Annotated in this window: 15 protein-coding genes; 11 read left to right on the forward strand and 4 right to left on the reverse strand. The window is 65.5% G+C overall.

What is annotated here, in order from left to right; genetic code table 11:
* Window positions 1–34 precede the first annotated feature (34 nt).
* Window positions 35–991, reverse strand: a complete 957-nt coding sequence (locus IAE38_RS02970) for an aliphatic sulfonate ABC transporter substrate-binding protein (protein ID WP_201215732.1) — start codon at window positions 989–991, stop codon at window positions 35–37.
* A gap of 13 nt (window positions 992–1,004) precedes the next feature.
* Window positions 1,005–1,970, reverse strand: a complete 966-nt coding sequence (locus IAE38_RS02975) for an ABC transporter substrate-binding protein (protein ID WP_201215734.1) — start codon at window positions 1,968–1,970, stop codon at window positions 1,005–1,007.
* A gap of 208 nt (window positions 1,971–2,178) precedes the next feature.
* Between IAE38_RS02975 and IAE38_RS02980 the strand changes: the two genes are divergently transcribed.
* From IAE38_RS02980 to IAE38_RS03020, 9 genes are all read left to right on the forward strand, one after another.
* The gene (locus tag IAE38_RS02980; RefSeq protein ID WP_201215737.1) at window positions 2,179–3,069 is read left to right on the forward strand and encodes a LysR family transcriptional regulator; all 891 of its coding nucleotides are present in this window, start codon (window positions 2,179–2,181) and stop codon (window positions 3,067–3,069) included.
* A 152-nt stretch (window positions 3,070–3,221) separates the two neighbouring features.
* A complete protein-coding gene (locus IAE38_RS02985; protein ID WP_201215741.1) occupies window positions 3,222–4,355 on the forward strand; it encodes an acyl-CoA dehydrogenase family protein in 1,134 nt (377 codons plus the stop codon).
* A gap of 57 nt (window positions 4,356–4,412) precedes the next feature.
* On the forward strand, window positions 4,413–5,207 hold the full coding sequence (locus tag IAE38_RS02990; protein WP_201215743.1) for a class II aldolase/adducin family protein: 795 nt from the start codon (window positions 4,413–4,415) through the stop codon (window positions 5,205–5,207).
* A gap of 38 nt (window positions 5,208–5,245) precedes the next feature.
* Window positions 5,246–6,865 (forward strand): ABC transporter substrate-binding protein, encoded by a 1,620-nt coding sequence (locus tag IAE38_RS02995; protein WP_201215747.1) that lies wholly within the window; start codon window positions 5,246–5,248, stop codon window positions 6,863–6,865.
* Window positions 6,862–7,812 (forward strand): ABC transporter permease, encoded by a 951-nt coding sequence (locus IAE38_RS03000; RefSeq protein ID WP_201215750.1) that lies wholly within the window; start codon window positions 6,862–6,864, stop codon window positions 7,810–7,812. Before IAE38_RS02995 ends, IAE38_RS03000 begins: the two co-directional genes overlap by 4 nt.
* A gap of 1 nt (window position 7,813) precedes the next feature.
* On the forward strand, window positions 7,814–8,743 hold the full coding sequence (locus IAE38_RS03005) for an ABC transporter permease (RefSeq protein ID WP_201215753.1): 930 nt from the start codon (window positions 7,814–7,816) through the stop codon (window positions 8,741–8,743).
* On the forward strand, window positions 8,740–10,356 hold the full coding sequence (locus IAE38_RS03010) for a dipeptide ABC transporter ATP-binding protein (RefSeq protein ID WP_201215756.1): 1,617 nt from the start codon (window positions 8,740–8,742) through the stop codon (window positions 10,354–10,356). The genes IAE38_RS03005 and IAE38_RS03010 overlap by 4 nt, the downstream gene beginning before the upstream one ends.
* Before the next feature lie 93 nt (window positions 10,357–10,449).
* Window positions 10,450–11,550 carry an LLM class flavin-dependent oxidoreductase gene (locus IAE38_RS03015; RefSeq protein WP_201215758.1) on the forward strand — a complete coding sequence of 367 codons (1,101 nt, stop codon included), beginning with the start codon at window positions 10,450–10,452 and terminating at the stop codon, window positions 11,548–11,550.
* Between the two features lie 174 nt (window positions 11,551–11,724).
* Window positions 11,725–14,199 carry a TonB-dependent receptor plug domain-containing protein gene (locus IAE38_RS03020; protein WP_201215761.1) on the forward strand — a complete coding sequence of 825 codons (2,475 nt, stop codon included), beginning with the start codon at window positions 11,725–11,727 and terminating at the stop codon, window positions 14,197–14,199.
* A gap of 46 nt (window positions 14,200–14,245) precedes the next feature.
* On the opposite strand, the gene IAE38_RS03025 is transcribed toward IAE38_RS03020, so the two are convergent.
* Both IAE38_RS03025 and IAE38_RS03030 read right to left on the reverse strand, forming a co-directional pair.
* Window positions 14,246–15,565 carry an LLM class flavin-dependent oxidoreductase gene (locus tag IAE38_RS03025; protein WP_201215763.1) on the reverse strand — a complete coding sequence of 440 codons (1,320 nt, stop codon included), beginning with the start codon at window positions 15,563–15,565 and terminating at the stop codon, window positions 14,246–14,248.
* A gap of 29 nt (window positions 15,566–15,594) precedes the next feature.
* Window positions 15,595–16,548 carry an ABC transporter substrate-binding protein gene (locus IAE38_RS03030; protein WP_201215765.1) on the reverse strand — a complete coding sequence of 318 codons (954 nt, stop codon included), beginning with the start codon at window positions 16,546–16,548 and terminating at the stop codon, window positions 15,595–15,597.
* Between the two features lie 243 nt (window positions 16,549–16,791).
* On the opposite strand from IAE38_RS03030, the gene IAE38_RS03035 reads away from it, so the two are divergent.
* Complete coding sequence (locus IAE38_RS03035; protein ID WP_201215767.1) at window positions 16,792–17,400, forward strand: cysteine dioxygenase; 609 nt, start codon at window positions 16,792–16,794, stop codon at window positions 17,398–17,400.
* Window positions 17,397–18,980 (forward strand): rhodanese homology domain-containing protein, encoded by a 1,584-nt coding sequence (locus IAE38_RS03040; RefSeq protein ID WP_201215769.1) that lies wholly within the window; start codon window positions 17,397–17,399, stop codon window positions 18,978–18,980. Before IAE38_RS03035 ends, IAE38_RS03040 begins: the two co-directional genes overlap by 4 nt.
* Window positions 18,981–19,087: the final 107 nt, after the last annotated feature.

Raw genomic sequence — 19,087 nt, forward strand, 5'->3', positions numbered from 1 at the left:
GCGGGTGGGGCCGCATTACCGGCCCCACCCAGCCTCAACGCGCAGCCGGTTCGAACAATGTCACGGCCGTCGCATCCACGGCCTTCGGTAGCAACCCCTCACGGTAGAACGCATCGGCAATCTGCTGTTGCTCCAACAGGTTTTCCGGCCTCACCGGCTGCACGTCATAGCTGCGCCGGGCGTTGGCCTGCTGCACCGTCGCGCTGTCCAGGTTGCCCCACAAAGGCCCCAGAATCCGCGCTGCCGCCACGGGGTTGGCTTTGGTCCAGGTGCCCACGTCGCGCAGGGCCAGGTACACCTGCTGCAACACCTGTGGGTGCGCCTGGGCATAGTCGCTGCCCGCCAGGTAATAGCGCTGGTAGCTGGCCAACTGACTGCCATCAGCCAGAACCCGTGCGTTTTGCTGACGCTGGGCACTGGCGACGTAAGGGTCCCAGGTCACCCAGGCGTCCACCTTATGGTTCTCGAAGGCCGCGCGCCCATCGGCAGGGATAAGGTAAGCCGGGGTGATGTCCTTGAAGGTCAGCCCGGCCTTGGCCAGCGCCTGGATCAGCAGGTAATGGCTGCCCGCCGCCTTGGTGACGGCAACACGCTTGCCCTTCAGGTCAGCCAGTGTGCTGAGCGGCGAGTCCGCCGGCACCAGGATGGCCTGGGCAGTGGGCGACGGTGCTTCCCGGGCAAAGTAGGTGAGCCTTGCGCCAGCGGCCTGGGTGAACACCGGCACCGTGTCGGCCACGTCGGCCGACAGGTCCACATTGCCCAGGTTCAGTGCTTCGAGCAGCGGCAACCCACTGGGGAACTCGTGCCAGCTGACGCGTATGCCCTGCGTACTCAGGCGTTGTTCCAGGCTGCCACGGGCCTTGAGCAAGGTAATCAGGGTAGAGGACTTCTGGTATCCAATCCGCAGGGTCTGCTCGGCGCTGGCCAGGTTCGGCAGCAAGGCACTGGCCAGCAACGCCAGGCCCAGTTGGCGCAGTTTCTTCAAAGGCATGTGCGTCTCCGGTTCAGGGTTGCTTGGCCAGTGGGCCGTTGGCGGGCACGGTGAAGCCTGTGGCGAATGTGGGGGCGACGTCCAGGCGCTGACTCATCAGCCCGTGGGCGTGATAGAAGTCGGCGGTGTCCTGTTGCTCGCCAATGGTCTGCGGGTCGATGACCTGCCAGTGCAACTGCCGGCGCTCGAACTGCAGGCGGGCCGCCTCTTGCGGGAAACCGATGATCGCCGCCAGGGTTTTCGAGTAGCTGTCCAGGTGCTGGTAGGCCCACCCTTGTGCGCCTGCAAGGCGGTTCAGGTAGTCCTGCAGTGCCTCACGCTTGGCCACCTGCCCCAGCGCTTGATCGGTGGCTGCCAGAAAGCTGTTGCCGCTGGAAAGCCCACGCCCGTTTACAAGCACCCTGCCCTGCCCGCTGGTTTCTGCCAGCGCCGTGTAGGGCTCCCAGGTCGACCAGGCATCTACCGAACCGTTGGCCAGGGCGATCTTGGCATCCACCGGCCCCAGGAAGCGGAACTCCACGTCCTTGTCACTGAGGCCTGCCTGGTCCAGTGCCTTGAGGGCGAGGTGGTGGCCGATGGAACCGCGGCCGGTTGCGATGCGCTTGCCCTTGAGCTCGGCGGCACTGTGCAACGGTGCATCGGGGCGCACCAGCAAGGCCGTGCCGTAGGGGTCGGACTTGTCCACGGCAATGGCCTTTACCGGCGCACCCGAAGCCAGCACGAACAACAGCGGGGCATCGCCGATGATGCCTGCATCAATGGCCCCCGCATTCAGCGCTTCGGCGAGCGGGGCCGCAGCGGGGAACTCGGCCCAGCGGATGTCATACGGCAGGTCGCGCAACGCATCGGCGGCCTCCAACTGGGCACGCATGTTGCCCTTCTGGTCACCAATGCGCAGGGTCAGCCGCTCGCTGGCGCCGGCATGGGCCGCTACCAGCAGCGCAGCTGCCAGGGTGAGCAGTTTGGATCGGGATGGCATGGTCGTCCTCAGCAATTGCAGCAGCGCAGGGTGCGCCGGGGACACCGACTCTAACCAATTGTGAAAAATAGATTAAATTGATTTTAGGAATAACCTAATATGCATAATTCATTATCAAGCCGGGGCTTGCGCGTAACATGGCAGGCATTACGCTAAAGCCCGATTATGCTAATCCCTTATTTCCCGCCCACTCTGGTGAACACAGCCCATGAAAATCGATGATATGGACGCCTTCGTCGCGGTCATTCGTTGCCAGTCCACCAACCTTGCTGCAGAGGCGCTGCAACTCACCCAGCCGGCGATCACCCGGCGCTTGCAGAACTTCGAGGAAGACCTGGGGGCCACCCTGCTCGACCGCCAGACCAAGCCGCTGAAGCCCACGCCCATGGGGCTGCGGGTGTACGAGCAATGCAAGGCGATCCTGCGCGAGATCGACTCATTGCGTGAACTGGTGGCCAACGATGGCGCGCCCTCCGGCACCTTGCGCCTGGGTGTGCCGCAAACCCTGGGTGATGTGGTGTTGCTCCAGGCATTGGCGCAGATCCGCGAGGTGTACCCGCAACTGCGCACCCAAGTGAGCAGTGGTTGGGGCAGCAGCCTGGTAACGCGCATGGAAAACGGCGAACTGGATGCCGCTGCCGCGTTGTTTCCGCCAGGCAAGATCTTCCCCGAGGGCATTGCCAGCCGCTCGATCGGACGCATGCCGCTGAAAGTGGTGGCAGCCAGAAGCGGCGCCAGCAAGCGCAGCTACAAGCTCAGGGACTGCTACACCCGCGGCTGGGTGCTCAACCCTGACGGTTGCGGCTTCCGCGCCGGCTTGCAGCGCGCCTTGAGCGAACAGGGCCTGAGCCTTTCGATCAACCTGGAAACCTTTGGTACCGAGCTGCAACTGGGCCTGGTTGCCAATGGCCAGGGCCTGGGGCTGGTGCCAGAGCCGCTGCTGCAGGCCAGCCGCCACCGCGACGCACTGGAAGTGCTCAACATCAGTGATTTCAAGCCACAGGTGGACTTGTGGCTGTTTCATCCGCGCTACCTGGGCAACCTGCAGGACCCGGTCGAACTGTTCGGAACCGTGGCCGGGCAACAGCTGCTTGAGTAAAAAGCGCTAAGCTTTAAATGCAAGTTGCGCATAAAAATAAACAATTGAAATTATAAAAACAAATAATTAGCTTAGAACAAATAAGCCTTTTACAGCGCTCATCCATAAGAATACGGTCTTAGCCATACACCGTCATTCAGGGATGAAGCCCCATGAGTCACCCGTCCGACAGCGCCCTTGCAGAGCTGACACTGGCGCTCGCAGCCAACGCCGAACGCTATGACCGCAGTGCCAGCTTTCCTCAGGACAACTTCGACCTGCTGCACCGCCATGGCCTGTTGGCCCTGACGGTACCCACGGCGCTGGGCGGCGGCGGTGCAGACCTCGTCACCGCTCGGCGGGTGATCGGTGCCGTGGGCAAAGGTGACCCCGCCACCGCCCTGATTCTGGTGATGCAGTACCTGCAACACGCTCGCCTGCAGGCCAATACGCAGTGGCCGGAGCACCTGCGCCAGCGCGTGGCGCGGGATGCCGTGCAGCACGGCGCGCTGATCAATGCCTTGCGCGTCGAGCCCGAACTGGGCACCCCGGCCCGCGGCGGCTTGCCTGGCACCGTCGCCCGCCGCAGCGCCGCTGGGTGGCGCATCAGTGGGCAAAAAATCTACTCAACCGGCAGCCATGGCCTGACCTGGATGCTGGTGTGGGGCAGCACGGATGAAAGCGACCCGCGCGTAGGCGGCTTCCTGGTGCACCGCGATACCCCGGGTATCACCATCGTCGACGACTGGGACCACCTGGGCATGCGGGCTACCTGCAGCCACGAGGTTCGCTTCGATGACGTGCAGATTCCGCTGGACCACGCCGTGGCCCTGAGCCCCGCCAGCGCCCCCACCACCGACCTCGATCCCCAGAGCCTGCTATGGATGGCGGTACTGCTGCCTGCCGTTTACGACGGCATAGCCCAGGCTGCACGCGACTGGCTGGCAGGGTTTCTGAACCGGCGCGCACCCTCGAACCTGGGGGCGCCACTGGCCAGCCTGCCGCGCTTCCAGGAGGTTGTGGGGCGTATCGATACCTTGCTGTTCGCCAACCGTAGCCTGCTGGACTCGGCCGCCGCCGGCTTCATCGACCCGCTGCATGCCGGGCAGATCAAGCACCTGGTTAGCGCCAATGCCATCGGCGCTGTCGAGTTGGCAATCGAAGCCGCCGGCAACCCCGGCTTGTCACGGCGCAACCCGCTGGAGCGGCACTACCGCGACGTGCTCTGTAGCCGTATCCATACCCCGCAGGATGACGTGATCTTCGCCCAGGCCGGCCGCGCCACTCTCGCCCAGGCCACGCCATGAACGCGCCAACCACCGCCCTGCGTAACACATGCCGTCATTGATTACTGGAGCCCCACCATGAACGCCCTGTCCGCCATAAGCCCTGTCGCCGAACATGTCCGCGACCGCGTCAGCTCCGAGGAATGGGAGGTACGGGTAAAACTGGCCGCCGCCTACCGCCTGGCCGCCCTATTCCGTTGGACAGACCATATCTACACCCACTTCTCGGCCCGCGTGCCCGGCCCGCACGAACACTTCCTGATCAACGCCTTCGGCCTGCTGTTCGACGAAATCACCGCGTCCAACCTGGTCAAGGTGGATGTAGACGGCACCCTGATCGATGACCCGCTGGGGTTGGGGATCAACCAGGCCGGTTACGTGATCCACAGCGCCATCCACCGCGCCCGGCCTGACCTTGCTGCGGTGCTGCACACCCACACCCGTGACGGCGCCGCGGTATCGGCACAACGCGACGGCCTGCTGCCCATTTCCCAGCATGCTTTGGCGTACTACAGCCGCGTGGTGTACCACGAGTACGAAGGTGTGGCGCTGGACCTGGACGAGCAGCAGCGGCTGGTCGCCAACCTGGGTGACAGCAACATCCTGATCCTGCGCAACCACGGGCTGCTCACCGGGGGCATCAGCGTGGAGCACGCCTTCCGGGAGCTGCATGGCCTGGAGCGGGCCTGCAACATCCAGATTGCCGCGCAGGCGGGCGGCAATGACCAACTGCGCCATGCCTCGCCTGCCGCCATCGCCAAGGTCCACGAACAATCCAAGCGTTTTTCCGACGGCAAGGGCGAAGGCATCCAGCGGCACTGGGATGCGCTGGTCCGGCAACTGGACCGCGAAGGCCGCGCGTATCAGGACTGATTCAAGCACTACCTGCTCTGCCACTGAAGGATCACCCCATGCCCACCTTGCACCGCCTGTTCGCCATCGGTTCACTGGCTCTGGCCCTGGCTGCCTGCTCGCCCACTGACAACACAGCCGCCGACAAAACCCTGCGTATCGCTTTCTGGGGTGACAACACCACCCTGGCGAGCGTCGACCCGTTCCAGGTTTACTGGCTGGAGCACCGCGTGCTGCTGCGCAACGTGGTGGAATCGCTCACCGACCAGGACCCGGACAGCGGTCGCATCATCCCCTGGCTGGCCCAGCGTTGGGAGGTTTCGGCAGATGCCTTGAACTACACCTTCCACCTGCGCCAGGACGTGACCTTCAGCAATGGCGAGCGCTTTGATGCCCACGCCGTCAAGACCGCCTTCGACAGCAACAAGGCCTTCGCCACCCAGTTGCCTGCCACCTTCGGCGCCACCTACCTGGCGGGCTATGACCACGCCGAGGTGCTCGACGACTTCACCGTGCGGCTGGTGTTGTCCAAGCCCAACGCAGGCTTTTTGCAGGCCACCTCCACCACCAACCTGGCGGTGCTGGCGCCGGCCTCCTATCGGCTTACGGCGCAAGAGCGCTCGTTGGGCAAGATCATCGGCACCGGGCCGTTCGTGCTCGACCGCTACACCCCTGAAGTGGGCGCCCGCCTGACCCGGCGCGCCGACTACGCCTGGGCGTCGGCCAACGTACACAACAAGGGCCCGGCGCACGTGGAGGCAGTGGACATCAGCTACATCCCCGAAGAAAGCGTGCGCAACGGCCTGTTCCTGCAGGGCAAGGCCGACATCCTGTGGCCACGCAACCCATTCTCCGAGGTAGACCTCAACCTGCTGCAAAGCAAGGGCGCCACCATCCAGAGCCGCTCGCTGCCTGGCCCTGCCCTGAACCTGTACCCCAACACCCGCAACGGCCGGCTGCTGGGCGACCGCCAGGTGCGCCTGGCACTGCAGAAGGCCATCGACCGCACCAGCTACGCCCATACCGTCTACAACACTGCCTTCCCTGTGGTCACTGGCGTGTACGACGTCACCACCCCCTTCTTCAAGCCCCAGGCCGAAAAACTGGCCTACGACCCTAAAGCGGCAGAACAGCTGCTTGACGCCGCAGGCTGGCACAAAGGCGACGACGGCTACCGGCACAAGAACGGCCAGCGCCTGACCTTGCGCTACAACCTCACCCCGGCTGAAAGCGCAGGCGACGTGCTGGTGCAGGACCAGTTGCGCAAAGTGGGCATCGACCTGCGGCTGAACGTGTTGACCCGTGCCGAATGGGTGGCGGGCAATGCCTCGGGCAACTACGACCTGACCTCCACCTACATGACCCGCGCCGACCCCATCATCCTGCAGACCATTCTGGACCCCAGGGCGGCCAACAGCGCCACCCTGGCCACCAACACCTACGCGCCGGCGACCCTGGCCAGAGCCCAGGCGCTGTTCGACACCGGCATCACCGCCACTGCCGAACCGCAGCGGGCGCATGCCTATGGCCAGCTGCAGGACCTGCTGGTTGATGAAGCCTCTGCATTCCCCCTCTACGAACGCGTGTGGCAAGCCGCTACCGCAGCACGTGTGAAAGACTTCCGCTGGACCGCCGAAGGCTTCGCGCTGCTCAGCGACATCCAGGTGGCCCAGCCATGAAGGGCTACCTGGCAGGCCGCCTGGCCCAGGCCGTACTGGTGCTGTGGGGGGCGTACACCCTCACCTACTTCATCCTCTACCTGCTGCCGGGCGACACCCTGGCAATCATGCTCAGTGCGTCGGGCATGGAAGCCGACGGCCTGTCGCCCCAGGAACTGGCGCAGGCACGGGCGTTCTACGGGCTGGACAAGGGGGTGTTCGAGCAGTACTTCGCCCTGCTGTGGGGGGCGCTGCAGGGCGACCTTGGCCAGTCGCTGTCGCTGGGGCGGCCGGTCACCGCGCTGCTGGCTGAACGCCTGCCGCAGACCCTGGCGCTGGCCGGCACCGCCATCGGGCTCTCCCTGCTGGCCGGGGTCGGCCTGGCCTACCTCACGGCCTATGTGCAATGGCGGCCGCTGAAGGCTGCACTGGCGCGCCTGCCGTCGCTGGGGTTCTCCGTGCCAGTGTTCTGGATGGGCTTGCTGTTGATCCAGGTGTTCGCCTTCGGCCTGGGCTGGTTCCCGGCCACCGGCAGCCAGGGCACGGCCAGCCTTGTGCTGCCGGCCATCACCCTCGCCATTCCCAGCGCAGCCGTGTATGCCCAGGTACTACAGCGCGGCTTCCAGGGGGTATGGCAGGAGCCTTACATCGCCACCGCATTCGCCAAGGGCTTGAGCCGCGCCCAGGTGCAGGCACGCCATGGCCTGCGCAACGCCGCGCTGCCACTGCTCACGCTGGTGGGCCTGCAGGTGGGCAATACGGTGTCAGGCGCGGTGCTGGTCGAAACCATCTTCTCGCGCAATGGCGTAGGCCGGCTGGCCCAGGAAGCGGTGCTGCGCCAGGACATTCCGGTGGTGCTGGCAATCGTCGCGGTATCGGCCGCCGCCTTCGTGGTGGTGAACCTGATCGTGGACCTGCTGTACCCGTATCTGGACCCGCGCATCACCCACACTGCCAAGGTAAGCTGACATGACCGTCGACATCCCCCTGCCCCCCATCGAAGCCGTGCCCGCTACACGGGGTCGCACCCGCCACGCCGGGCGGGCCGCTACGCCGTGGCAGCGCCGTACGCGGCTGCAACGCGCCGTGCAGGCCCTGGCGCCTTTGCTGCGCAAACCTGGTTTCAGCCTGGCCCTGCTGGTGGTGCTGTTTGCACTGTTCGCTGCACTGGCGCCGCAGGTGCTGACCGGTTTCGACCCGTACGCCACCTCGCCGGCCGACAAGCTGGTCGCACCCAACGCCGCCCACTGGTTTGGTACTGACGAACTAGGCCGCGACCTCTATACCCGGGTGGTATACGGCGCACGCCTGTCCATATTGGCTGCGCTGCTGGCGGTGGCCATTGCGCTGGTCGGTGGCCTGGGCCTGGGCGTGCTGGCGGGGTTCGCCGGGGGGCGCACCGATGCGCTGCTGATGCGCCTGGTCGACGTGTTGCTGGCGCTGCCCGGCCTGTTGCTGGCACTGGCCATCGTCACCGCCATCGGTTTTGGCACGGTGCCGGTAGCGGTAGCCGTTGGCGTCGGCATCCTGCCGGGCTTTGCCCGCACCACACGCGGCGAAGTGCTGCGCATCAAGACCCTTCCCTATGTAGAGGCGGCACGGCTGGGGGGTGCCAGTTGGGTGCGCACGCTGTGGCGCCACGTGCTGCCCAATGCCTGGGGGCCCGTGGCGGTGCTCGCAACGCTGGACTTCGGTGCAGCCATCCTGGCCACCGCCGGGCTCAGCTTTCTGGGTTTTGGCGCCGCGCCGCCGGCTGCGGAATGGGGCACGCTGATCGCCAACGGCCGGCACTTCCTCATCACAGCGCCGTGGGTATCCCTGCTGCCAGGGCTGTTTGTGGTGGCGGTGGTGTTCAGCCTCAACCACCTGGCGCGCAGCGCCGAGGAGCTCGCACGATGAGCCGCCCACCCTTGGTAGAAGTGCGTGACCTTGCCGTGAGCTACAGCGTGGCCGGTGAGCGTGTAGAGGCATTGAAACAGGTGACATTCAGCCTGGCACCTGGCGAGACACTGGCCATCGTTGGCGAGTCCGGCTCGGGCAAGTCGACCTTGGCCAACGCCTTGCTGGGGTTGCTGCCGGGCAATGCCCGTGTCGACCAGGGCCAGGTGTGGGTGGAGGGGGTCGACGTGGCCCACGCCAGCGAGCGTACCTGGCGCACAGTGCGCGGGCGCACCGTCGGCCTGGTGCCGCAAGACCCGATGGTCAGCCTCAACCCTACCCTGCGCATTGGCCGGCAGATCGCCGAGGCGCTGGTGCTGGCCCGGGGCCGACGCTACCGGGGCGTGGACGCCGACGTGCAGGCCCTGTTGGCCCAGGTAGGCCTGGATGCCCCCGCCTTGCGCGCCAGGCAGTACCCGCATGAGCTGTCTGGCGGTATGCGCCAGCGGGTGCTGATTGCCATCGCCCTGGCCGGGGAACCACGCCTGATCATTGCTGACGAGCCCACCAGCGCCCTGGATGTGACCGTGCAACGGCGCATTCTCGATCACTTGCAGCAGCTGACGGCTGAACGGGGTATCGCACTGCTGATCATCACCCACGACCTTGGCATGGCCTGTGACCGCGCAGACCGCCTGCTGGTGATGAAACAGGGTGAACCGGTGGAGCTGGCCACACCCCGGCAGGTGCTGTGGGGCGCCCAACAGCCCTACACACGTGCCCTGCTCAATGCCGCACCGGCTTTCGTCCCACGGCGCCGGCCCCGCGCCCAACCGGGCCAGCCGTTGCTGCGCCTGCACAACGTGGGCAAGCAGTTCGCACTGCCTGCACCCGCGGGCACGTTCACCGCGCTGCAGGGCCTGAGCCTGAGCCTGCATGCCGGGCAAACCCTGGCCATCGTTGGCGAATCGGGCTCCGGGAAAAGCACGGCGCTGCGTATCGCCCTTGGCCTGGAACCCCCCAGCACAGGGCACGTGGAATATTCAGGTGTGGATGTGAGCGGCTACAGCTGGCGGCAGTTCCGCCCCCTGCGCCGGCGCGTTCAGCTGGTGCAACAAAACCCATTCGCCGCCCTTGACCCGCGCTTCACGGTGTACGACAGCATCGTCGAGCCGCTGGTCGCCTTTGGCCTGCTCAAAGGCCCGGCACTGGAGCACAAGGCCGTCGAGCTGATTCGCCGGGTGGGCCTGCCTGAACCGTTCCTGGACCGCTTGCCGCGCGAGCTGTCCGGCGGCCAGCGCCAACGGGTGGCCATCGCCCGTGCACTGGCCCTGGCGCCCGAGGTGCTGTTGCTGGACGAGCCGGTCAGTGCCCTGGATGTGTCGGTGCAGGCGCAGATTCTTGCACTGCTGGACGACCTGCAGCGCGAGTTGAAGGTGGCGTATGTGCTGGTCTCCCACGACCTGGCCGTGGTCGCCAGCATGGCCGACCAGGTACTGGTGCTACGCCAAGGCCAGGTGGTTGAACAAGGGCCGGCAGCCCAGGTGCTGGGCCACCCGGGCCACCCCTATACCCAAGCCCTGATAGCAGCGATACCCGGGCATTCACGCAGCGTACTGCCCGTGGCGGTCTGACCCACCGGCAGTGGCCGCCACACCGAGCACTCACCTCATGCGCTGCCGTGGAGCACGCATGAGTTTCCCATCCGTAACGCAGGAGCACTTTGCATGAGCCTCGAATTCATCGGCCTGATCGGCCCACAGGAAAGCAGCGAATCCCAGGCACCCCGTGGCCCGGTGGTGGACCTGGCGTTCATCAAGGCCTTCGCCCAGGCCCAAGAGTACGCAGGCTTTGACAAGGCGCTGCTGGCGGTGAGCACCAGCGCCCCCGACTCACTGATCCTGGCCAGCTACGTGGCAGCCGTCACCGAGCGCATCGGCCTGCTGGTGGCGCACCGCCCAGGTTTTCAGGCGCCAACTTTCGCCGCCCGCCAGTTCGCTACCTTGGACCAGCTCAGCCGCGGCCGAGCCGCTATCAACGTCATTACCGGTGGCGACAGTAGTGACCTGCAGCGCGATGGCGACTTCCTCGACAAGGATGCCCGCTATGCCCGCACTGACGAGTACCTGGACGTGCTGCGCAACACCTGGACCCAGCAGCAACCGTTCGACCACGCCGGCACCCATTACCGGGTGGAGGACAACCTCACGCTGGTGAAACCGGTTGGCCACTTGCCCGTGTACTTTTCCGGCGCGTCGGACGCGGCCGTGGAAGTGGCCGCCAAACATGCCGACGTGTACATGATGTGGGGCGAACCGCTGGAGCAGGTGCGCGAGCGCATTGCCCAGGTACGCAAGGCGGCGGCCCGCTACGGCCGGGAAAACCACATCCGCTTCAGCCTGTCGTTGCGGCCGATCCTGGGGGCCACCGAAGAAGAAGCCTGGGCCCGTGCCGAGCGGATTCTGGCCGATGCCCAGAACGTTATCGGCATCCGCCAGGGCAACCGCCGCGAAAAGAACTTCGGCCGCAGCAACATCGGCTCCGAACGCCTGGTGCAGTTGGCCAGCCAACGCAAGGTGCATGACACCCGCCTGTGGACCGAGATTGCCGCCCTCGGCGGCGGCGCTGGCAACTCCACGTCGCTGGTAGGTACGGCCGAGCAGGTGGCCGAGGCAGCCCTGGCCTATTACGACCTGGGCGTGACCACCTTCCTGTTCCGCGGGTTCGAGCAATTGCGCGATGCCGTGGACTATGGCCAACACCTGATCCCGCGCATCCGTGCGCTGGTGGCACAACGGGAAGCCAGCCTGGGCACCCGCAGCGCCTGAAACGGCGCAACCCCGTGGTAGGCCAGCCCAGCCCCGCAGGAACGGCGCCGTTCCTGTAGGGGTGGCGAGCGCCGCAAAAAGGCCGACAACGGCCCCCTGAACACCGCAAACCTTGAATCGCCAGGCCCATGAGGCGCCTGGCGCCTACCCCCCTGCGTGCTTTTCGAGGACATGATGCCCAAACCCCCTTTCATCGCCTTGCCACTGGCCTGCCTGCTTGCGCCCCTGGCCAATGCCGAACCCGCCCCCGAGGACCCACGCCTGGATACCGTCACGGTGATCTCCACCGGCATGCGCGGCAACCAGCGCACCGTGGCCGACAGCCCCGCCCCCATCGACGTCATCAGCAGCGAGCAACTGCTGCGTACCGGCCGCGCCGAGCTGTCGGAGGCCATCGCCAGGCTACTGCCGTCGTTCAACTTCGGTACCAACATCGCCGGCTTCCAGTCCGGTGTGCGGCCCTTGAGCAATCGCAGCCTGGGCCCGGCGTACACCCTGGTGCTGGTCAACGGCAAGCGGCGTCACAACAGCGCCGTACCGGCGAGCGGCTCGACAGACAACAGCGGGGCCAATGCCGTCGATATCGACATGATCCCGGTGAGCGCGGTGTCGCACATCGAGGTACTGAAAGACAGCGCTGCAGCGCAGTACGGCTCCGATGCCGTGGCCGGGGTGATCAACATCATCCTCAAGAACGCCAGCAGCGGCGGCCATTACGAAAGCAGTTACGGCCAGCTGTACAGTGGCCAGGGCGAAACCCTCAAGCTGGCCGGCGACCAAGGCTTCGTGTTGGGTGATGGTGGCTTCCTGCACTTGTCGGGCGAGGCGCGCAAGCGAGGTACCGCCAGCTGGATCGACAAGGCAGCGCCCGGTTACCGCGCCTATTTCGAAGATGACCGCCAGGCCACCTGGGACCGCCGCGCCGTGAAGAACGGCGACCCCGACCTGCGCGCCTTCAACCTGGGCTACAACGCCGAACTGCCCCTGAGCGATGACCTGAAGCTCTACTCGTTCGCCACCTATGCAGAACGCAAGCTCGAGGCCTACAACAACTACCGTCTGCCCAACAGCAATGCGTCCATCCCCGAGCTGTTCCCTGACGGCTACTACCCGCTCAACAATATCAAGGACACCGACTACCAGTGGCTGCTCGGGGCAAAAGGGGCTGCCGGCAACTGGGACTGGGACCTGTCCACCAGCTACGGGCGCAACAAGAACCAGCAGTCCAGCGACCTCACCATCAACCCCACTTACGGCCCCGCCTCGCCCACGTCCTTCGACGACCTGGCCACCCTGCAATTCGACCAGTGGGTCAACAACCTCGACATCACCCGCGCGTTCGACAGTGTGTTCGGGCTGGCCGTACCCACCCGCGTATCGGCTGGCCTGGAACATCGCTGGGAGCGTTTTCGCACGTTCGCAGGCGACCCGCTGGCCTACAGCGTGGGGCCCTACACCTACCCGGCAACGCTGGCCGATGGCAGGCCAAACCCGCTGTATGCACTGGCCAGGGGCCAGACCGCAGTGGGTGCCCAGGCGGCGCTGACCATTCGCCCGGAAGATGAAGCGGACGTCAAACGCAACAACTACGCTGCCTACCTCGACCTGGGGTTCGACCTGTCACCGCGCTGGTATCTGGGTACGGCAGCGCGGTTCGAGCACTATGACGACGAGTCGGGCAACACGGCCAGCTTCAAGCTCAATTCACGCTACGCCCTCACCGACACGCTGGCCGTGCGCGGCACATTGGGTAGCGGCTTTCGGGCCCCTTCGCTGACCCAGTCGGGCTACACCGTCAGCGACAACCGCACCGCGCTGGATGCCGATGGCAATGTGGTGCCCGCGCTGCGGCGCACCGTAGCCCCGGGCAGCGCCGCAGCGCAGGCCTTCGGCGGTGGCACCCTGGACCCGGAAAAGTCGCGCAACGCAGGCCTGGGCATTACCTGGCAGCCGGCACGCCGCACCAGCGTGACCCTGGATACCTACCTGATCGACATCGATGACCGCATTCTGCTTACCGAAAACCTCTACGACCGCGCCGGCGGTGCAGGCGCAGTGGGCGACATGCTTGCATCACTCGGCCTGGCCCGCACCACCTGGATCAACTACTACACCAACGCGTTCGACACCCGTACCCGCGGGCTGGACCTGGTGGCCGACCACACCAGCGAGTTCGGTGCCATGGGCGATGTTCGCTGGACCCTGGGCTTCAACTGGAACAAGACCACCGTGCGTGGTACCCGTGGCACGCCACAAGCGCTGGCGGATGCGGGCATTCAGGTAGTCGGGCATGGCCGTGAGGGCGACCTGGTGGCGGCCTCACCGAAAACCAAGTGGGTACTGGGGGGGCAATGGCTGCTGGGCAATTTCACCGGCACCTTGCAGACCACCCGCTACGGCAAGGTAGAGACCTGGCAGCAGAACGCCGCGCAGGACCGCAGCTTCGGCGCCAAATGGATCACCGACCTGGACCTGTCCTATCTGCTGTTCGACAGCCTTACCCTGAGCCTGGGCGGCACCAACATCTTCAACGTGCGGCCTGACAAGAATGGGGTCTACAACCCCAACGGCAACCAGGCCGCCTATGGCAACCCACCCTTCCATCCCGGCGGCGGCTACTGGTACACCAAGCTGGCCTACGATTTCTAAGGCAGGGGCTGGAATGGTTGAAGGCCGCATTGCGGCCTTCAGTGCACTAGCGGCTGAAACGCGGAATGCTCAGCCCAAGGCTTTCGCGCAGCGTCGTGCCCTCATAAGCATTGCGGTAGACGCCCCGCTCCTGCAACAGCGGCACGACCTCTTCGGTGAAGCGGCGGAACTGCTCCGGGTGGCCAATGTAGATATTGAAACCGTCCAGGGCTCGCGCTTCGAACCAGTGCGCCATCTTCGCCGCCACGGTCTGGGCCGAGCCCACAAATGCCCCGGGGCGCAACTGGCGCCCGAACTCGATGGCCTGGCGCAGGGTGAACCTCTTGTCCCGCGCCTGATCGGCGATGCGCTTGGCGTTGGTGAAGAAGCTACTGCGCGCATGCTCCAGGCTTTGCTGGGGGAAGGGAGCGTCGAGGTCGTACTGGGTGAAATCATGCCAACCGAAGTTACGGCCAAACTCTTTCAAGGCCAGGTCGAAACTGTGGTCGGCCTGGTGGTAATGGCGCTCGATCTCACGGGCGTGCTCATCGCTGTCACCCACGTAGATTTCCGCGCCCGGCAGCACCAGTAACTGGTCCGGGTCGCGTCCCAGGCGTGCCGCGCGCTCCTTGATGTCACGGTAGAACGCCTGGCCCTGTTCGATGCTGGCAGCATGGGTAAACACCACATCGGCGGTGGCAGCCCCCAGGTCACGCCCCTGTTCAGAGTCCCCTGCCTGGAAGATCACCGGTTGCCCCTGGGGCGAGCGCTGGATGTTGAGCGGGCCGACCACCGAAAAGTGTGCCCCCTGATGATTCAAGGCGTGCAGCTTCGAGGGGTCGAGAAACCGCCCGCTGGCCCGGTCGCGGGGGAACGCGCCTTCCTCGTACGACTGCCACAACCCCTGCACCACCTGCACATGCTCCTGGGCGCGCGCATAGCGGGTGTCGTAGTCGTAATGCTCATCCAGGCCATAGTTGCCCGCCGTACCGGCATCACCACTGGTGACCACGTTCCAGCCGGCGCGCCCTTTGCTGATCAGGTCCAGCGAAGCCAGCCGGCGGGCGACGTTGTACGGCGCGTTGTATGAGGTGGTCAACGTGCCTACCAGGCCGATATGGCGGGTGCTCACCGCCAGGGCCGAGAGCAGCGTCAGGGGCTCCAGGCGGTTGAGGTAGTGCGAGGGCGAGCCGGGGGTGATGTACTGGCTGTCGACGATGAAGACCAGGTCGAACAGCGCGGCCTCGGCTTGCCGGGCTATTTCGATGTACCAATCGATGTTGACGCTGGCGTCGGCGGGCAGCGCCGGGTCCAGCCACAGGTTGTGCCGGCCGGGGCCACCGCAGCCCATGGTCAGGGCGCCAAGCTTGATCTGTCGTTTGCTCATGGGAATCCTTGCAAGGGGTGATGACCGGTTCAATGGTTGCTGGCCTGGGGCTGGGCGATCGCTGCCGTGAACGAGGTGTCGAACAGGGTTGCTGCGGGGTAGGCCTTGATCAGGCCGAGCCCGGCGAAGAAGTCCACGGTGGTCTGTGCGTCTGCGATCACCTGCGGGTCGAGCGGGGCCAGGTCGGTACGTGCGCGGGCGAACCAGGCGCGGGCAATATCTGCGTCGGCACGGGTGCGTTTGGCCCAGTCATCGGCATAGGCCTCGGTGTTGGCCGGGTTGCCGAGGGCCCAGTCACGGGCTTTTTTCAGGCGTTGCAGGAAGTCGGCGATCTGTGGGCGCTTGTGCTCGATCGCCTTGCTGTTGGCGACCACGAAGCTCTGCGCCGGGATGACCCCCTCGGCTGTGGCCAGTACCCGTGCGCCATGGCGCTCCTGCTGGGTGACGTAGGGCTCCCACGTGGCGATCACGTCCACGGAGCCGCCATCCAGAGCATGAGAGGCATCCAGCGCACTGAGGTAACGCAGTTCCAGCGCATCGCGCGGTACGCCCGCTTTGTCCAGGGCGCTGAACAGTAATTGCTGGCTCCATGAACCTTTCCAGATGGCCGCGCGCTTGCCGCGCAGGTCCTGCAGGCTGTGTATGGCCGAGTCCTTGCGCGCCAGTATGGCCACCCCTTCGAGGTTCTGCCGGCTGACTGCGATCACCTTGATCGGCGCACCCAGGGCCCCCAGGAACAGCGGCGGCGCATCGCCCAGCAGGCCGACGTCCAGGCTGCCCACGTTTAGGGCTTCGGCGACCGGGGAGCCCGCCGTGAACTGCTTCCACTCCAGGGTATAGGGCAGGTCGTCGAGCACGCCGGCGGCTTCCATCACCGCGCGGGCGTTGTAGCTCTGATCGCCTACTACCAGGGTCTGGGCAGCAGCGGCAACGCTCAGGGAAGACGCCAACAGGGTGGCGGCCAATCGCTTGAAATAACGCACGTACGTCTCCAGGGCCCATCAGGGCCTGTAAGGCGATCCGCGCGTGCGGTCTCGTCAGGGTGAATGATCAAGCCAGGTGGCAGCGCCATGCTTGATCGAACAGGGCATTGTGGGGGGATTTGAAAGCATGCAAGGCCATCTGTAAATGCATTATTTGCATATTAGCTTATGAATATTTTGCATTTTGATTATAGATAGACCGTTTGCTAGGGTTTACCCAACCTTACGCGAAGAGCCCCTGTCATGAGCTACCCCTTGCGCACGGAACGCCTGCGCCACTTCATCGACAGCCTGGCCGGGCTGTTGGACCGGCAACCGGATGAAGCCACCCTGCTGCGGCATGCCCAGCCCCTGCTGGCTGATCTTGTCAGCCACGACGACTGGCTGCCAGCCGACCTCGCCAGGCCTGACCCGCAGCGCTACCAGCAATACCTGCTGCACTGCGATTCACGCCAGCGCTTCTCTGTGGTGAGCTTTGTGTGGGGCCCGGGCCAGCGTACGCCGGTGCACGATCACCGTGTGTGGGGCCTGATCGGCATGCTGCGCGGTGCCGAGGACTCGCAAGGTTTCGTTCGCGACCCGGCAGGCGGGCTGCGCCCTGATGGCCCCGCCATACGCCTGTCGCCTGGGCAGGTGGAAGCGGTATCGCCCCAGGTGGGGGACATCCATCAAGTGAGCAATGCCTACACCGACCAGGTGTCCGTCAGTATCCATGTCTACGGGGCCAACATCGGCGCCGTCCGACGGGCCGTGTACAGCGAGGACGGTACCGAAAAGCCGTTCATTTCCGGTTACTCCAACCTTCACCTGCCCAATATCTGGGACCTGTCCAAAGAGAACCTTGCCCCATGAGCGCCGTCACAACCCGCCAATACGCTGACATTCGCCGGGCCTTGCTGGCACGGCAGGAACTGGCCCTGCTGGACGTGCGCGAAGAAGACCCGTTCGCCCAGGCGCACCCACTGTTTGCCGCCAACATCCCGTTGTCGAAACTGGAACTGGAGGTGCTGGCCCGCATCCCACGGCGCGATACCGCCATTACCGTGTATGACAACGGCGAGGGCCTGGCCCAACAGGCTGCCCGACGCTTACTGGACCTAGCTTACCGCGACGTGGCCATCCTTGCAGATGGCCTAAACGGCTGGCAGGCAGCAGGCGGCGAGCTGTTCCGCGACGTGAACGTACCCAGCAAGGCGTTTGGCGAGCTGGTCGAGAGCGTGCGCCATACCCCCTCGTTACCCGCTGAGCAGGTGCAGCAACTGCTGTTGCAAAACGCCAACGTGGTGGTGCTGGATGCGCGTCGCTTCGACGAGTACCAGACCATGAGCATCCCAGGCGGCATCAGCGTACCGGGTGCCGAACTGGTATTGCGCGTGGCAGAACTGGCGCCAGACCCTTCCACCCAGGTGATCGTCAACTGCGCCGGCCGCACGCGCAGCATCATCGGCACCCAGTCCCTGGTCAACGCAGGCATCCCTAACCCGGTAGCGGCCCTGCGCAACGGCACCATCGGCTGGACCCTGGCAGGTCAGGCCCTGGCCCACGGCCAAGCGCAACGTTTTGCCCAGGTGAGCGAAGGCACCCGCGCCCGCGCCGCACGCCAGGCCAGAGCAGTGGCTGACCGCGCCGGTGTACAGCGGCTTGGTCTTGACGGGCTGGCACGCTGGCAAGGTGAGCCTGCCCGCACCACCTACCTGTTCGATGTGCGTACACCCGAGGAGTACAGCGCCGGCCACCTCCCTGGCAGCCGTTCGGTGCCGGGTGGCCAACTGGTGCAGGAAACCGACCATGTCGCCAGCGTGCGGGGTGCCCGCATCGTGCTGGTGGACGACGACGGCGTGCGCGCCAACATGAGCGCCTCGTGGCTGGCGCAAATGGGCTGGGAGGTCGCCGTACTGGACGGCTTGGGCCAGCAGCACTTCAGTGCCCAGGGCGACTGGCAGCCACCGCTGCCGGCCGTGCCCACCGCCGATGAAATCGATCTTCGGCAACTGGTCCAGTGGCTGGATGAAGACGGCACCGTGGTGCTGGACTTCACCACCAGCGCCAACTACGTCAAACGCCACATCCCTGGCGCCTGGTGGGCGATCCGTGCGCAACTGCCCGAAGTGCTCGAACGCACGCCGGCGGCCCAACGCTACGTGCTGACCTGCGGCAGCAGCCTGCTGGCACGCTTCGCCGCCCAGGACCTGCGAGCGCTGACCCGTGCACCGGTGCATGTGCTCACGGGCGGTACTGCTGCCTGGATTGCGGCCGGAAAGCCGCTGGAAACGGGGGAAGCCCGGCTGGCCGTGGCCCGTAGTGATCGGTACCGCCGCCCTTATGAGGGCACGGATAACCCCCGGGAGGCGATGCAGGGCTACCTTGATTGGGAGTTTGGGCTGGTGGCGCAGCTTGAGCGGGACGGGACGCATGGGTTCCGGGTGATTTAGGCTGGAGGGCGGTGGGGCTGGGGGGTGTACATCGTTAGATGTTGTAGCGCCTGGGGGATCGAGCGCCGCCCGCGCGGCGCATCGCGAGCTTTGCTCGCTCCTACGTT

It is taken from the genome of Pseudomonas sp. S32 (genome assembly GCF_016648095.1).
In the GTDB taxonomy this organism is placed as follows: Bacteria; Pseudomonadota; Gammaproteobacteria; order Pseudomonadales; family Pseudomonadaceae; genus Aquipseudomonas; species Aquipseudomonas parafulva.

What these genes read in the sequence shown, in the direction of transcription:
- IAE38_RS03020 (WP_201215761.1), top strand. Translation starts at nt 11,725, where the DNA reads ATGCCCAAACCCCCTTTCATCGCCTTGCCACTGGCCTGCCTGCTTGCG.
- IAE38_RS03035 (WP_201215767.1), top strand. Translation starts at nt 16,792, where the DNA reads ATGAGCTACCCCTTGCGCACGGAACGCCTGCGCCACTTCATCGACAGC.
- IAE38_RS03005 (WP_201215753.1), top strand. Translation starts at nt 7,814, where the DNA reads ATGACCGTCGACATCCCCCTGCCCCCCATCGAAGCCGTGCCCGCTACA.
- IAE38_RS02970 (WP_201215732.1), bottom strand. Translation starts at nt 991, where the DNA reads ATGCCTTTGAAGAAACTGCGCCAACTGGGCCTGGCGTTGCTGGCCAGT.
- IAE38_RS03015 (WP_201215758.1), top strand. Translation starts at nt 10,450, where the DNA reads ATGAGCCTCGAATTCATCGGCCTGATCGGCCCACAGGAAAGCAGCGAA.
- IAE38_RS02980 (WP_201215737.1), top strand. Translation starts at nt 2,179, where the DNA reads ATGAAAATCGATGATATGGACGCCTTCGTCGCGGTCATTCGTTGCCAG.
- IAE38_RS02995 (WP_201215747.1), top strand. Translation starts at nt 5,246, where the DNA reads ATGCCCACCTTGCACCGCCTGTTCGCCATCGGTTCACTGGCTCTGGCC.
- IAE38_RS02990 (WP_201215743.1), top strand. Translation starts at nt 4,413, where the DNA reads ATGAACGCCCTGTCCGCCATAAGCCCTGTCGCCGAACATGTCCGCGAC.
- IAE38_RS03025 (WP_201215763.1), bottom strand. Translation starts at nt 15,565, where the DNA reads ATGAGCAAACGACAGATCAAGCTTGGCGCCCTGACCATGGGCTGCGGT.
- IAE38_RS03010 (WP_201215756.1), top strand. Translation starts at nt 8,740, where the DNA reads ATGAGCCGCCCACCCTTGGTAGAAGTGCGTGACCTTGCCGTGAGCTAC.
- IAE38_RS02985 (WP_201215741.1), top strand. Translation starts at nt 3,222, where the DNA reads ATGAGTCACCCGTCCGACAGCGCCCTTGCAGAGCTGACACTGGCGCTC.
- IAE38_RS03000 (WP_201215750.1), top strand. Translation starts at nt 6,862, where the DNA reads ATGAAGGGCTACCTGGCAGGCCGCCTGGCCCAGGCCGTACTGGTGCTG.
- IAE38_RS03040 (WP_201215769.1), top strand. Translation starts at nt 17,397, where the DNA reads ATGAGCGCCGTCACAACCCGCCAATACGCTGACATTCGCCGGGCCTTG.
- IAE38_RS02975 (WP_201215734.1), bottom strand. Translation starts at nt 1,970, where the DNA reads ATGCCATCCCGATCCAAACTGCTCACCCTGGCAGCTGCGCTGCTGGTA.